Source organism: Pseudovibrio sp. Ad26 (genome assembly GCF_001623285.1).
In the GTDB taxonomy this organism is placed as follows: Bacteria; Pseudomonadota; Alphaproteobacteria; order Rhizobiales; family Stappiaceae; genus Pseudovibrio; species Pseudovibrio ascidiaceicola.
The window spans coordinates 302660-316743 of the sequence record NZ_LMCE01000047.1; the positions used below are offsets into that span (position 1 = coordinate 302660).

14 protein-coding genes are annotated in these 14084 nt (G+C 51.7%); 8 read left to right on the forward strand and 6 right to left on the reverse strand.

Going from position 1 to position 14084, the window contains the following annotated elements:
* Positions 1–5 precede the first annotated feature (5 nt).
* Positions 6–671 carry a hypothetical protein gene (locus PsAD26_RS07845; RefSeq protein ID WP_208860100.1) on the reverse strand — a complete coding sequence of 222 codons (666 nt, stop codon included), beginning with the start codon at positions 669–671 and terminating at the stop codon, positions 6–8.
* A gap of 170 nt (positions 672–841) precedes the next feature.
* On the opposite strand from PsAD26_RS07845, the gene PsAD26_RS07850 reads away from it, so the two are divergent.
* Entirely contained in the window at positions 842–1474 is a 633-nt protein-coding gene (locus tag PsAD26_RS07850) for a LysE family transporter (protein WP_208860099.1), read from the forward strand.
* A 107-nt stretch (positions 1475–1581) separates the two neighbouring features.
* On the opposite strand, the gene PsAD26_RS07855 is transcribed toward PsAD26_RS07850, so the two are convergent.
* The 4 genes from PsAD26_RS07855 to PsAD26_RS07870 form a co-directional block, all read right to left on the reverse strand.
* Positions 1582–1857 (reverse strand): hypothetical protein, encoded by a 276-nt coding sequence (locus PsAD26_RS07855; protein WP_014284380.1) that lies wholly within the window; start codon positions 1855–1857, stop codon positions 1582–1584.
* A 263-nt stretch (positions 1858–2120) separates the two neighbouring features.
* Positions 2121–2600 (reverse strand): TIGR02301 family protein, encoded by a 480-nt coding sequence (locus PsAD26_RS07860; protein ID WP_063309940.1) that lies wholly within the window; start codon positions 2598–2600, stop codon positions 2121–2123.
* Positions 2601–2832: 232 nt separating this feature from the next.
* Positions 2833–3246 (reverse strand): NUDIX domain-containing protein, encoded by a 414-nt coding sequence (locus PsAD26_RS07865; RefSeq protein WP_063309941.1) that lies wholly within the window; start codon positions 3244–3246, stop codon positions 2833–2835.
* Positions 3243–3752 (reverse strand): hypothetical protein, encoded by a 510-nt coding sequence (locus PsAD26_RS07870; protein ID WP_063309942.1) that lies wholly within the window; start codon positions 3750–3752, stop codon positions 3243–3245. Before PsAD26_RS07870 ends, PsAD26_RS07865 begins: the two co-directional genes overlap by 4 nt.
* Before the next feature lie 86 nt (positions 3753–3838).
* On the opposite strand from PsAD26_RS07870, the gene PsAD26_RS07875 reads away from it, so the two are divergent.
* Together PsAD26_RS07875 and fabG are read left to right on the forward strand one after the other, a co-directional pair.
* Positions 3839–4606, forward strand: a complete 768-nt coding sequence (locus PsAD26_RS07875) for an SOS response-associated peptidase (protein WP_063309943.1) — start codon at positions 3839–3841, stop codon at positions 4604–4606.
* A 51-nt stretch (positions 4607–4657) separates the two neighbouring features.
* Positions 4658–5431 (forward strand): 3-oxoacyl-ACP reductase FabG, encoded by a 774-nt coding sequence (gene fabG, locus PsAD26_RS07880; RefSeq protein WP_063309944.1) that lies wholly within the window; start codon positions 4658–4660, stop codon positions 5429–5431.
* Positions 5432–5434: 3 nt separating this feature from the next.
* Here the strand turns inward: fabG and PsAD26_RS07885 are convergent, their stop codons facing one another.
* Positions 5435–6847, reverse strand: coding sequence for an FAD-binding oxidoreductase (locus PsAD26_RS07885; RefSeq protein WP_063309945.1), 1413 nt, complete (start codon positions 6845–6847; stop codon positions 5435–5437).
* Positions 6848–7021: 174 nt separating this feature from the next.
* Here PsAD26_RS07885 and fabI point away from each other — a divergent pair, with 174 nt between their 5' ends.
* The 5 genes from fabI (at position 7022) to ribB (ending at position 14055) form a co-directional block, all read left to right on the forward strand.
* Complete coding sequence (gene fabI, locus PsAD26_RS07890; RefSeq protein ID WP_057464882.1) at positions 7022–7834, forward strand: enoyl-ACP reductase FabI; 813 nt, start codon at positions 7022–7024, stop codon at positions 7832–7834.
* A gap of 198 nt (positions 7835–8032) precedes the next feature.
* Positions 8033–8659, forward strand: coding sequence for a histidine phosphatase family protein (locus PsAD26_RS07895; protein ID WP_057464883.1), 627 nt, complete (start codon positions 8033–8035; stop codon positions 8657–8659).
* A 350-nt stretch (positions 8660–9009) separates the two neighbouring features.
* Positions 9010–10329 (forward strand): hypothetical protein, encoded by a 1320-nt coding sequence (locus PsAD26_RS07900; RefSeq protein WP_063309946.1) that lies wholly within the window; start codon positions 9010–9012, stop codon positions 10327–10329.
* A gap of 355 nt (positions 10330–10684) precedes the next feature.
* Complete coding sequence (gene aroC, locus PsAD26_RS07905) at positions 10685–11776, forward strand: chorismate synthase (protein ID WP_057464885.1); 1092 nt, start codon at positions 10685–10687, stop codon at positions 11774–11776.
* 959 nt (positions 11777–12735) lie between these two features.
* Complete coding sequence (gene ribB, locus PsAD26_RS07910) at positions 12736–14055, forward strand: 3,4-dihydroxy-2-butanone-4-phosphate synthase (RefSeq protein WP_063309947.1); 1320 nt, start codon at positions 12736–12738, stop codon at positions 14053–14055.
* Positions 14056–14084 lie beyond the last annotated feature (29 nt).

Genomic DNA, 14084 nt, shown 5'->3' on the forward strand with positions numbered 1-14084 from the left:
ACGGTTTAGTCTCCGGCAATAAAGCTTCGCACATCCCCATCCTTGGAAATGCCAAGGCGATAGAAGGTCCATGCACCATAATCCAGCATTTCAAAGTAATCTGCAGCAGTGACGATCTGGTACATCTCAACCTTTTGAGACGGGGACAGGTCATGCAAAGGGTAACGGGCAAAGTAAGGCCAGATATAAGTCTCCTCTTCTGTTCCCTCGTTGAGCCGCACATACCCGGCTGTCACAATGTCCAGTAGGATTGCGAGGATCTCGTGCCCTTCACCGTCTCCAGAGCTGTCTTTCAGAAAACTGACCGGATCGCGTACAGGTGTGAACGAGAGTTCCGGTGGTTGCTCTTGCTTGGCAAACAAAGGCGCCAGCGCAGCAACATCGCCGCTACGAGCAATCTTGATCAGTGTCGCGCGAGTTGCTCTGACAGCCTCCGGCAATTCTGTATCGTCATAAAAGACGTCCAGCTTTGGCAACGGAGGTTCCTCCGCAAACTCACTGTCCAAAGCATCTTCACCGCTGGTATCTCTGTTGAAACCTTCATCAAGCAGAGGAAATTGCTCAGCCTTGGGGCGTTGAATGCGAATCGTTTCGGTCTTGATAGCCTGTGTTGCAGCCATAGCCGGAGCTGTAGTGCAAAGTAACCCTATGATGAGTAGGCGAAAATACATGAAGTGCTCCGAAACGGACGTAGGGCTTGTGCTTTGCTCCTAGTTTAAGGGCTTGTGAGGAATCAAGAAAGAAACGGACCCTAACCTATGCACAAGCTAAAGGGCCTTTAGAGAATTTATAGGAAGATCTGACAGGTCTTCTGCGTAGTTGGGAAGTTTGGATTAAAGCGTTGAATATTGAACTCTTCATTACAGGTATGATTATCGGGCTCGTAACGTCTGCACCGATTGGCCCTGTAAACGTGTTGGCAATCAGAAGGGCAGTGCATTACGGCTTCCTTCCGGGCCTCATTGCTGGCTTTGGGGCAGTCCTGGCCGACGGTGTATTTGCAACCGCTGCTGCTTTCGGCGTGACAGCAATATCAGAGTTCGTTGAACGGCATGAATTCTATATCCAGACCATAGGTGGTCTTCTTCTAATCATCTTCGGTATTGTTGTGTTCCGCTCTCATCCGCACCTGAAGGGGGGGAGCGATGGTGGTCCAACGATCTGGCGCGGTATGATTGTTTCTTTCGCCATGACGGTGACCAATCCGGGTGCGATCCTGGGCTTTATCGCAATTTTCGGCTCGCTGGGAGAGCATGCGCCCGAGAAGGGGGACTATGTCGGTGCTTTGGCGCTCGTGCTGGGCGTGTTGACTGGTGCGCTTTTGTGGTGGGCTTGCCTGTCGGCGCTGGTGTCCAAGCTGCGAAATCGCATGAATGACAACTGGCTTTCCACCATCAACCATGGGGCAGGCATCATCCTACTGCTTTTTGCAGCGCTCATCCTTGGCAAGGTCGCAAGTGATTTGATTTTCTAGAGTATGTTCCGCGAATGTAAATGAACGTGACGTGCTCTAAAACACCGAGCTGGAATCAAAAAAGCCCCGATCAATCGGGGCTCTTTGAAAAAACAGCTGTGCTGAAATTAGTGCAGACGACGTTCCAAAGAGTAGTCACCACGCTCAACGCGCTGTGGCAGTTCCTGCGCAAATTTGGAAACAGCTTCTTCTCCATAAAGAGAAACCAGATCCATCATTGCAGAGAACAGCGCAGCATGCGCAAGAGCTGTACTGTCGATGCCGTGGGAAAGACCATCCTCCCAAGCTTCCTGAATGAAGCTCAGAGCCAGTCGGCGGATGTCTGCATCAGATGCATCGATCTCTTCTGTGAATTCGCCGGCGATAGCGTCGTCCTTGATCATGCTGGCTCTCATGTCCCTCTATGTGCTGCTTCTTGTTATTTGCCGTTACATGTAACGGGCAAACGAAAACAAATGAAGCGTCGCATGCCTTATCTGTTAAACGGAAGTTAACACGCAAAACGGCAGGAACAACCGACTCACTGATGTTTTGGTAAACTCGTCCAGAGCTTCTGTAAGTTATGGTTAATATTTGTGGCGAAGCCGAGTTATCCAAAAAACACGCAATAATTGTCTGTGGAAAACGATTACAACCGGCTTTTCTATCAATCGCGGCTGTACTTGCCCGTTACTTCTTGGGTGATAATTACACCTTCATCGGCGAATCTGCGAGAGGCCTCAACAGCCGCTGGAGTGCAGGTTTGATAGACCGATGCGAAGCCCCGATAGCTCTGATTAAATCGCTCCACAAGACGCCTGCGTCTCAGCTCGTTCTGCACTTCTGCACCCAACAAGGAGTACATGCGCTGGCGCCATTCGTCCGCTTCATCATGACCGCAAAGCGGGCGCAAATAATGAAGCGCACCAAGAATTTCTGAGAGGCGGATAAGTTGTTGCTCGTAGGGAGGTTCTTTTAACTCTGGCTGAATGGGTTGGCCCGGAGATTGCGGGGAGCTTTGAGCAACTGCAGCAGGGGCCGCAGCAACACTCAAAAGCATCAGACCAAGGCAAATCCCACGGCCCGTCGGCCCAGCAGGTTTCGCAAAGGTACGTGTCCAACCTTTAAGTCTTGCAATGTCAGTCAAGCTAGATCCCACAGCATGCTGGTTGCTTCAGATTCTGTAAGGATGGCCGTCTCCCGGCACTCTGTCCACTATGGAACCTTGGGGATTTCCGGTTTTCCCTTGTTGCACAGCTCACTGCTGGACTGACGCTTGTGCGTATTCTCAAAAAGTAGTTCCGGTTTTCGGATAAGAACACGCGTAAAAATTAAGAAGTCAGAGCTTGAGGCGTCAATGTAAATGCACGGGATCTGCTCTAACTACATCTTAGAAGATTTAGAATGTGCTGTTGCATGCCGGGCGCGAGAGGCAGGTTCATGGATTCTTCCCAAGTGTACCAGCCAAGTTCAGCGGCATCAGAGCGTGCTTCTTCCGCACCCGTGACCTGCGTGCAGCTAAAGACATGAATGCGATATTGCACCTTGCAGTCTTCCGCAGAAGGATAGGAGACCGTCCATTCCTTCAGGTCTGATGTGCACAAAGATGTTTCTTCTTTAAACTCTCTTTGCGCGGCATCCTTAAGGTCTTCACTGGGAAGAACCTTACCGCCAGGAAAACTCCAGAGACCTTTGGAGGGCGACTGGGCTCGCTTTACGAGCAGAACTCTTTCGTTCTGCACACAGGCAACGCTGGTTGCCTCAATGTATTCCGGAATAATTTTTTTGCTCATGAGAACAGGGCGTCAACATCCGCTTGAGTGCTTTCCTCAGTGCTGATTGTCTCATCCGGCAGGTGTCCATGGATGATCGACCCAGCTTGCGAAAGCAGCGGCCTGATGACGGTAACGGCTTTATCCTGAACGATTTGCAGCAGTTCACCTGTTACTTCAGCGGAGCCTAGCATTTTTTGTAAGGAGATAACTTCCTGATCAACTTCGCCAATACACTTCTCCAGAGCATTCCGCAGCGGTAAATCAACAGCTCCGTATGCACGGATAGCCAATTCTTTTGCTGAGAATTTAGAGGCACTGAAATGTGTGATATAGTCAGCTGGTTCCCAGGCCAGAACATCTTCTGCGCAATCGGGAATATCAGGAAGCATTTCAAGAAGCATAACAACCTCATTGAAATGATTAAGATAGTCAGTTGCAAGACCCGTGGATGGATTGATGTTTGCATGCGCCAAAAGCTCAGGAGAAAGTTCTCCTACGCCGATTTTATCGCAGTACATATCCATTGCAGCCTCCCAGCTTCCTATCTGTCGCGCGGAACCTATCTCTCGATTGGTTGCAATTTTACTAAAATGCGAACAGAGTAATCTGCATGTGTGGTAGATATAGCCTGTCAGCGTCTCCGGAAGAAGTCAAAGCGTTGTTTGATTATATCGAACAGCCAAATTTTCCACCAAGATACAACATAGCACCGACTCAGCCAATTGCACTCGTAAAACACGAAAATGGTGGGCGCCACTTTGGGTTAGCACGATGGGGCTTGGTCCCATCATGGGTCAAAGACCCAGCAAGTTTCACGCTTTTGCTCAATGCCAGAGCCGAAACTTTAGAAGAGAAACCCTCGTTTCGTGCAGCCGTTCGTCACCGTAGATGCTTGATACCTGCAAATGGTTTTTACGAGTGGCAACGCAAGGGTGCGGCAAAGCAGCCCTATTGGATTGCGCCAGCCGATGGACGCCTTCTTGCCTTCGCAGGCCTGTGGGAAACTTACTCCCATCCTGATGGTGGAGACATTGATACCGCTGCTGTAATCACGGTTGAGGCCAATGGGACGGTGAAGCCAGTGCATCATCGCATGCCCGCAATCATCCCTCCAGAGCATTTCAATGACTGGTTGAGTAACGGAACTGTGATGTCACGGGACGCAGTTAAATTGCTGCAACCTGTGGATGATGGGCTGCTAATTGCAACACCGGTCTCAACGCGTGTGAACAGCGTGACCAATGATGACCCGTCTTTATGGGAGCGGGAGGTCATTCCAACTCCTCCTAAGCCACTCAAAACACCAGCCAAGCCAAAACCCCAAAAGAAGGTTGCAGGTGGCTCTTCGGGAAACAACGGGCAGTTAGACTTGTTTTAGCCTCTGCACAACATACTCAGGCCAACACCATGAGACTATGAGGGATAAACGATGTTGGCGTCGCTTAAAGGGAAATCTGTCATTATTACGGGTGGCTCCCAAGGGATCGGCTTGGGCATCTCGCTGGCTTTTGCCCGTGCAGGTGCCTTTGTCACCATCGCTGCGCGTGGAGAAGAAGCAGGCGCCAACGCTGTAGAGGAAATCGCTCTGGCAGGTGGGGCAGGGCAATTCCTTCAGTGTGATGTCACCCAGTGGCAAGCAGTCAAGGCCATTGTCGATGAAACGGCAAACGAAAACGGGCTGGATGTTATATGCGCCAACGCAGGCATTTTCCCGAAGCAGACGATTGAGGAGATGGAGCCTGAGCAGTGGGATCATGTGCTTGATACAAACTTGCGCTCCTCCTTCTACTGCGTAAAGGCAGCTCTTCCGCACATGAAACAAGCAGGGCACGGGCGGATTATCCTTACCTCTTCAATTACAGGTCCGATTACTGGAGATGCCGGCTGGTCTCATTATGCAGCCTCCAAAGCAGGGCAACTGGGCTTCATGCGAACAACTGCCTTGGAGTTGGCCCCGCACAAGATCACAGTGAACTCGGTTCTGCCCGGCAATATCAGGACAGAAGCGCTGGATGATCTCGGTGATGAATATCTGAAGAAGATGGGGCAAACGATTCCGCTTGGCCGATTGGGTGCACCACAAGACGTAGCAAGTGCTGTGCTCTTCCTCGCCAGTGAGGAGGCAGGTTACATCACTGGTCAGCAGATTGTCGTTGATGGAGGACAGGTGCTCCCGGAAGGACTGGAAGCACCTGAGCATTAATGTCTAGAGAACACGGCCCGGATTGAACATGTTGGTTGGGTCGAGAGCATTTTTAACAGAGCGCATCATGTTCATCTCTGTGGCGCTCTTTACCTCTGCCAGCAAATCACGCTTCAAAATGCCGATGCCATGTTCTGCAGAGATTGAGCCGTTGTAACTGGCAACAATCCCATGCACGATACGGTTCACATTATCCCATTTGGCAAGATACTCGGCTTTATCGGCATCCTTCGGCTGGGTGATGTTAAAATGGATATTGCCGTCGCCCATATGGCCAAACGGAACCGGACGACATCCCGGCACAGCCTCTTTAACAGCGGCGATCGCTTCTTCCAGAAACTCGGGAACCTTTGCAACAGGCACAGAGACATCGTGCTTGATGGATCCGCCCTCAAATTTCTGTGCCTCTGAAAGCCCATGCCGCAACCGCCAGAAGTCAGCAGCCTGCGCTTTACTCTGCGCCAGCAATCCGTCACGCAGCAGATCAGCCTCAAACGCCTCGGTGAAGATGGTCTCTGTCAGGCTGGCAAGGTCGATGTCTTTCGTACCCGCCGAAATCTCGATCAGCACATACCACGGATGCTGTTCTTCAAACGGATCGCGTGACTGTTCCATGTGCTCACAAATGAACTGCATGCCGGTCTGCGGCATCAACTCAAATCCGGTAAGCATGTTCCCGGCGTGACTTTTTGCCAATGAAAACAGTGAAAGTGCCTTAGCAGGCGAATCTAGCGCGACCAAAGCCACCTCTACCGACGCCGGAGCTGGGTATAATTTGAGGCTGGCGCCCGTAATGATCCCCAAAGTGCCCTCTGAGCCGATAAATAATTGTTTCAAATCGTAACCGGTATTGTCTTTGCGCAGGGTCCGAAGCCCTTCCCAGACCTCACCATTTGCGAGCACAACTTCAAGCCCGAGAACAAGGTCTCGCGTGTTCCCATAGGACAGGACGGCAGTGCCTCCGGCGTTGGTTGCAATGTTGCCACCAATCTCACAGGAACCTTGCGAAGCGAGCGTCAAAGGGAATAATCGATCATGCTTTTCAGCCGCATCATGAACAGCCTGCAGCGTAACGCCTGCATCTGCTACCATCGTATAACCTTCAGGGTCGATGTGGCGAATTTTATTTAATCTAGAAAGGGATAGCACGATTTCGCTACCGTCTGGATTGGGGATTTGCCCCCCAACCAAACCCGTGTTGCCACCCTGTGGAACCACAGTGAGACCGTGCTGAGCCGCAAGCTTCACGCACTCTGCAACCTCTGATGTGGAACCGGGCCGCAGCACCATGGGAGTGGCGCCTCGAAATTTGTCCCTCCACTCAACAAGAAATGGGGCCTTGTCCTGGTCGCTGACAAGCACATTTGCGTCCCCAATGATCTTTTGAAACGCGTTCACCAAATTTGGAATAGTCATGTTTCCGTCGCAGTGTTGGAAGTTGATCTGGCTCTAACTATCAGATAATGGGAGCGCAAGAACACGTCCATGTCTGATTGGACTTTTTTCGACGGCTTGAAGCCAAATGAACAGTATGCCATAGCATTTTGGGGCTGTTCACTAGATTAAGTGATATTCACTCAGGAGAAAAACATGGCAGAAGCGCAAGGATTGATGGCCGGCAAACGTGGTCTCATCATGGGACTGGCCAACAATCGGTCCATCGCTTGGGGTATTGCAACAGCACTACACGATGCCGGAGCTGAAATCGCACTCACCTATCAGGGTGAAGCGCTGAAGAAGCGTGTTGAACCATTAGCAGAAAAGCTCGATGCACTTGTTGTAGGTGATTGTGACGTTACGAACGAAGCAAGCATTGATGCAGCATTTGAAGTTCTGGAGCAAAAATGGGGCAAGATCGACTTCGTCATTCATGCGATCGCTTTCTCTGACAAAGAAGAACTGACTGGCCGTTATCTGGATACCAGCGCTGACAACTTTGCAAAGACAATGCAGATTTCCTGCTACTCGCTGGCATCCGTTGCCCGCCGTGCAGAAAAGCTGATGACCGAAGGTGGTTCCATTGTAACTCTCACCTACTACGGTGCTGAGAAGGTCATGCCAAACTACAACGTCATGGGCGTTGCAAAGGCTGCATTGGAAGCAAGCGTCAAGTACCTCGCAGTTGATCTTGGTCCTAAGAAAATCCGCGTGAACGCGATTTCTGCAGGTCCAATCAAAACACTGGCAGCAGCTGGTATCGGCGATTTCCGCTACATCCTCAAATGGAACGAGTACAACGCACCCCTGCGTGAAACCGTAACCATCAATGATGTCGGAAATTCCGCTCTCTACCTCACATCCGACCTGTCCCGTTCTGTCACCGGTGAAACTCACCACGTTGACAGCGGCTACCATGTGGTTGGCATGAAGGCTGTAGACGCACCGGATATCTCCGTCGTCTAAATTGCTTCAGCAATTAGGTTTGAGAAAAGGCGCTTCTTGGAGCGCCTTTTTTGCGCTTGAGAGGCTGGTAAAGATACATATGACTTAAATCAAGAATGTGTGCATAACTGTTGTTTTCTAACGAGGAATGACACATGTACCTCGTAAGAAGCCGCTACAAATCGGTTGCCGACTAATCTCCTGCAGAAGGCCCATGGAATGACTGGCTCGTTGATGCCCCTTGCGAAAACCACACCAACTCCGCTTCTGTATGTCCGTCATGGACAAACAGACTGGAACCTGGAAGGGCGTATGCAAGGCGGTCAGGATATTCCGCTCAACGACACTGGTCGCAAGCAGGCCCGGCGCAACGGTATGGTGATGAAGGACTTCCTCCCAGACCTTGGCAAGACCGCAGATGATTTCATCTTTGTCAGCTCACCGATGATCCGCGCGCGGGAAACCATGGAAATTCTGCGCAAGGAAATGGGGCTCGACCCATACGACTACAAAGTCGACGAACGCCTGCGTGAAATCACATTCGGCAATGTGGAGGGAATGACCGTTCCTGAAATGATGGTCGAGCGTCCTGAAGTCGTTCGTATGCGACGCGAAGATAAATGGGGCTATGTGCATCCCGAAGGGGAGAGCTACAAAATGGTCTCTGATCGCATCTTCGATTGGATGTCAGAGCAAAAGGATCCCATGATCATCGTGGCACACGGTGTGGTCATGCGGGTACTGCGCGGATTGCTCTGCGGATATGCACCAGCTGAAATCCCGGATCTGGAGACGCCACAAGACCAGTTCCTTCTCTGGCGGGACGGTTCTGAGGCGTGGATCTAAAGCTCGCTGTTTAAAAGAACTCGCAGACACGCAGGTTCATTCTGATCAATGGACGCATCAATGCGTGCTCTCACGTCCAGCGCTGCACCAAGCCTTTAAGATTGGGGGCTTACAACGCAATTCCTGGTTGTTAAATTGATCAGGTTTTTGCGTCAGCGATAAACTGTGACACATAAAGTGAATACTACAGCAAAGGCAGTCCACGACATTTTGGAGTGCTTTGCTACAATCTGCATAAAGACCAGCTAAACAGGCTACCTAAATCAGTTGTAACTCGTTATTTTTAGGCAACAAGAGCAGAACGCTCACCTATGAAATCTCGACACTCTTAAACTTTTTGGAAGATCTTGATGAAGACGTCTCGACCACTCAAGGCAATCAGCAGCAACACCGTTTTTGGAGAGGGCGATGTCTTCGTACTCTTCGGCGAACTTTTTGGTCGCGGATATGCGACTGGCTTGATCGATCAGGCAAAGGCAGCCGGGATGACTGTGATCGGCATTACTGTCGGTCGTCCCGATGAAAACAACAAGCCACGCGCCCTGACACCAGAAGAGCTGGCAGAAGCCGAAGCCAATCTGGGTGGCAAAATCATCAACGTGCCTCTGCGTGCGGGTTTTGAGTTGGATGCGCCGGAAGGTACTGCGACGCCAACTGATCTGGTCAACGAAATGACCATTAAAGATTGGCAGGATCACAAGCTCGACTGGGATCATGTTGAGATCTGCCGCGATCTTGGCTCCAACCGTTTCAAAGGCGCTCTTTCTCAGGTCATGGAACAGCTGGATACCATGATCCCAACAGGCAAGAATGTCTTCTTCGCCCACACAATGGCAGGCGGTATTCCGCGTGCAAAAGTGTTTATGGCAATCGCGAACCGCATCTATAAAGGCCGCGGCGCACGCTACATGCCATCTCAGTCTCTTATCGAGAGTGATCTGGGCAAGCTGATCCTCAAAAACTTCGAGGAAGTAACCGCAAACAGCTTCGGATACCTGCTGGAAGCCAGTAAGACGCTCCGCGACCGCGTGGAGGCAGCTGGCGGCGAAGTGCGCTACACCGCCTATGGCTATCACGGCACCCGCATCCTGATCGAGGATGAGTATCGCTGGCAGACTTACACAAACTACACGCAGGGCTACGCTAAAATGGCTCTGGAGAACTTTGCTGAAAGCGCGTGGAAAGACGGCGTGAAGGCAACAGTGTTCAACTGCCCTGAGATCCGCACCAACTCTTCAGACGTGTTTGCTGGCATCGAGCTGTCACTCTTGCCACTGCTGCAAGCTTTCAAGAAAGAAGGCGGCGGCGCATGGGTGGATGCACTCTGGCAGAAATGCGAGGGCATGCTTAAGCCAGAAGCGTCTCTGGAAGAGGTGCTGCAAAAGGTATCCGATTATCAGACCAGTGAGGCAATGCAGCCATTCTACAACTTCGAAGCTTGGCCAATGCCAAACTCAGCGGAGCAGGTAGACAAGACTGTTGGCACCTCGCAGGAAATCGTGGATATGCATAGTGAACGCAATGTTCTGGTTAGCGATGAGCTCAGCCAGCACGTTGTTGCAGCAACTGGCATGCTCATGTTTGGTGAAGCCAGCCAGCCAGAAGGCCCGGCTCTTTGGCTCGACCACGACTTGGTTGCGAAAAGACTTATTCAGGAACACGGCGCCTAAGGTTTATCCAAGGCCAAGGTTCTGAATGAAAAGTTTGAATGAATGAGAAAAGCCCGAGCACGTGCCCAACACGTTACTCGGGTTTTTTGCATGAAATGGAGCTTACGCATTAAAGTGGGGGTGTCTGAATGTGCATTTCACGCCTTGAGATTTCCCATTTCCAGACCTGCATCTGGGAACAAGCCTAAATCCAGCTTGTTCATTCGGGAAATTTACGCAAGTGCTGCAAGGCTCTCAATTGACCTGCCGTCGGAACCCACCTAAAACCACTGTAATTCTCAGAGCGCGTTCCGTTTGATTGAAGAGAGTCAGCCGGACAGGACGTGCTCATGCTCTAAAAGTGAACTGCTAGAACATGTCCCACAACACCTTTGGTCATCTGTTTCGCGTAACAACATGGGGCGAAAGCCACGGACCAGCGCTTGGCTGCGTCGTCGATGGTTGTCCGCCTCTGCTTCCAATCACAGCAGAAGAGATTCAGGTGTATCTGGACCAGCGCAAGCCGGGGCAAAACAAGTTTACCACCCAGCGCCGTGAACCGGATCAGGTCAAAATTCTCTCTGGTGTGATGGTGGATGAAGACGGCGTACAACGTACGACCGGTACACCCATCTCCCTGATGATCGAGAACACTGATCAACGCTCCAAAGATTACTCCGAAATCAAAGAGCGCTACCGTCCGGGTCACGCAGATTACGCCTACGATGCCAAGTACGGTATCCGCGACTATCGTGGTGGTGGACGTTCATCAGCACGCGAAACAGCATCCCGCGTGGCTGCTGGTGGTTTGGCGCGCAAAGTCATTCCAAACATCCTGATCCGTGGTGCTCTGGTCCAGATGGGCCCGCACAAGATCAATCGCGACAACTGGGATTGGAACGAGGTGGGCAACAACCCGTTCTTCTGCCCGGATGCGGAAGCCGCCAAGTTCTTCGAAGAATACCTCGATGGTATCCGCAAGGAAGGCTCTTCAATTGGGGCCGTGATTGAAGTCGTCGCAGAACATGTACCAGTGGGTCTCGGTGCCCCGCTTTACGGCAAGCTGGATCAGGACCTCGCATCAGCCATGATGTCCATCAACGCTGTGAAGGGTGTTGAGATCGGCAACGGTTTTGAAGCTGCATGTTTGACTGGTGAAGAGAACGCTGACGAAATGCGTATGGGCGAAGATGGCAAGCCTGACTTCCTGTCCAATCAGGCAGGTGGCGTGCTGGGCGGTATCTCTTCCGGTGCGCCGGTTGTGGTCCGCTTTGCTGTAAAGCCAACCTCTTCCATCCTGACACCACGCAAATCCATTACCCGCAGTGGGGAAGAGGTCGACGTGATGACCAAAGGTCGTCACGACCCTTGCGTTGGCATCCGTGCAGTTCCGGTTGGAGAAGCTATGATGGCGTGCGTTCTGGCAGACCATGTCCTGCGTGACAGAGGCCAGTGCGGCGAACGCTAGAGCGTGTTCCGTTTGATTGGATGCAATCAAACGACAAGACTTCGCTCCACCAAAGGTGTTAGAGTTTGGTGCATGAATGCAAATGAACGCGACGTGCGCTAAGAAGCTATTCAACCTCTGATTTTATTCTTATTGAAAAGGCGCTGGCAAAACCGGCGCCTTTTTTACTGCGGGCAATAACAAACACATTGCAGCTGTGAGATGTTGCCTGTCTTCAAGCATGTGGCGGTCTCCAAAAAACTTATCCCCCCAGCTTCAAACCCTGCCCATACTAAGCGCATGCCTACGTAACGGGCTGCTGGCGGAGCGACCGTCAGTTTGTCGTAGGTTGGGCGGGGCTTCTGGAAGACGTAACGCACCTTTCAGAGGTCCGGTGAACCGAACTTCAAACGTGACCGCATGGTTTGAGGGAAAGGGCCCAGGACTATAGGGTATCACGCGGTGATAGATGCAGATGTACCGGCAGTAAAACCTGCTTTTGTAGATATGTCTATCAAAGACGGAGGAACTGTCTGGCTAGGGAAACCTGACTGGGTAAGCCACTGTCTTTTCAGGAAACTGACTATCGTGCCTTATAGGCAAAAGAGGCGAGGTTGTTCATTATAAAAAGCCCGGGCAAGGCGTGTAGCCAATGCCGAAGACTCATTACTAATAAATAGCGCAGGTATTGCCTGCCGCCTTGCTCATCCCGATTATCGGGAACTCTGGTCCAACACTGCATGGGATGCCATGTGGTGATTTCAGTGCTTGCTCTCCTAAAATACGGGGCCGAGGCAGGGCAGTTAGTTATAACCGAGCGCGTTCGCGCAAAGCCGCAAACCGTTTATTCACCTCAAGATGAGGAACAGATACGACCTAGGTAGAAAGCGGTAAGCTTTTTTCAGTTTGCCTCTTGATTTCCAGCGGCAAAAGCGCGATTTCAGTATCACTGAAAATTACATAGCCAAGGGGCTAGGATTATGCGCTTGACTGAATGGTTGGAAGACGCTGGTGAAAGCAGGAGTGCCTTTGCACGCCGCGCTGGTTTGTCTCCTGCATCTGTAACGGCTCTGTGCAACGACCCAAGCGCATGGATTTCTCGAGAAATGGCCCAGAAAATCGCTGAAGCGACGGGCCATCAGGTGACCCCCAACGATTTTCTCGGACTAAAAGAAAACAAGGAGTACGTCGTGTCTCAAACAAGAGTAGCCGAAGCCCTGCGCGCTTTCGAAAACGGCGAGATGGTTGTTGTAACCGACGATGATGATCGCGAAAACGAAGGTGATCTCATTGCAGCAGCCAACATGATCACCCCTGAGCAGATGGCATTCATCATCCGCCACACCTCCGGGATCGTGTGTGCTCCAATGACGCTGAAAGAAGCAAAGCGCCTGCACCTTGAGCCGATGGTCGCCAACAACGACGCTCCACTGGCAACTGCGTTCACCGTCTCCGTTGACTATGCGCCAGGCCTGACAACAGGCATTTCTGCTGAGCAGCGCTGTGCAACAGTTCGTGGCCTTGCCAATCCAAATGCTGGCGCAGCTGATTTCGTCCGTCCGGGCCACATCTTCCCATTGGTCGCAAAAGAGGGCGGCGTCCTCATGCGCTCCGGTCACACGGAAGCAGCGGTAGACCTGTGTAAACTGACTGGCCTGCCGGAAGTTGGCGTCATCAGTGAATTGGTCAACGACGATGGCACCGTAAAGCGCGGTGAGCAGGTTGAAGACTTCGCCCGTGAGCATAACCTGAAAATGGTTTCTGTCGCGGATCTCATCGCATGGCGTCAGCGTCATGAAAACCTTGTGAGCCGTATCGACGAGTTTGATGTAGAGACCACAGCAGGCAAAGCACGTGCCATCGTGTATTCTACTCCGTTCGACAATGTTGGCCACTTGGCGTTGGTTTACGGCGACGTGCGTGATGGTCAGGATATTCCGGTCAGACTCCATCTGGAAAACGTTCTGGATGATGTGTTTGGGCAAACCAAACCTCTGGAAGCAATCATGGAAGACTTTGCGGAACGGGGCCGAGGCATTATTGTTTACCTGCGTGAAGGTGCGGTAGGCGTTGCAAGCAAGTCCAACCGTCATCGTGATAACCTGGAAGCTGCTGAGCATGAGCAGCACGTTTCCGCTCAGGGCCGGTCTGAGGACTGGCGCGAAGTTGGTCTCGGTGCGCAGATCCTGAAAGATCTGGGAGCCAATTCCATTCGGGTTATTGCATCGCGTGAGCGCCACTATGTTGGCCTTGAAGGCTTCGGCTTGAAAGTTGAAGCAACAGAAACTCCGGCGGACTAATCAACAGGCCCCCGGCGCAATATGGAAAG

Bases quoted from the DNA above. Each gene is read 5' to 3' on its own strand.
- PsAD26_RS07845 (WP_208860100.1), bottom strand. From the start codon at position 671: ATGTATTTTCGCCTACTCATCATAGGGTTACTTTGCACTACAGCTCCG.
- PsAD26_RS07855 (WP_014284380.1), bottom strand. From the start codon at position 1,857: ATGATCAAGGACGACGCTATCGCCGGCGAATTCACAGAAGAGATCGAT.
- PsAD26_RS07865 (WP_063309941.1), bottom strand. From the start codon at position 3,246: ATGAGCAAAAAAATTATTCCGGAATACATTGAGGCAACCAGCGTTGCC.
- PsAD26_RS07870 (WP_063309942.1), bottom strand. From the start codon at position 3,752: ATGGATATGTACTGCGATAAAATCGGCGTAGGAGAACTTTCTCCTGAG.
- PsAD26_RS07875 (WP_063309943.1), top strand. From the start codon at position 3,839: ATGTGTGGTAGATATAGCCTGTCAGCGTCTCCGGAAGAAGTCAAAGCG.
- fabG (WP_063309944.1), top strand. From the start codon at position 4,658: ATGTTGGCGTCGCTTAAAGGGAAATCTGTCATTATTACGGGTGGCTCC.
- PsAD26_RS07885 (WP_063309945.1), bottom strand. From the start codon at position 6,847: ATGACTATTCCAAATTTGGTGAACGCGTTTCAAAAGATCATTGGGGAC.
- fabI (WP_057464882.1), top strand. From the start codon at position 7,022: ATGGCAGAAGCGCAAGGATTGATGGCCGGCAAACGTGGTCTCATCATG.
- PsAD26_RS07895 (WP_057464883.1), top strand. From the start codon at position 8,033: ATGACTGGCTCGTTGATGCCCCTTGCGAAAACCACACCAACTCCGCTT.
- PsAD26_RS07900 (WP_063309946.1), top strand. From the start codon at position 9,010: ATGAAGACGTCTCGACCACTCAAGGCAATCAGCAGCAACACCGTTTTT.
- aroC (WP_057464885.1), top strand. From the start codon at position 10,685: ATGTCCCACAACACCTTTGGTCATCTGTTTCGCGTAACAACATGGGGC.
- ribB (WP_063309947.1), top strand. From the start codon at position 12,736: ATGCGCTTGACTGAATGGTTGGAAGACGCTGGTGAAAGCAGGAGTGCC.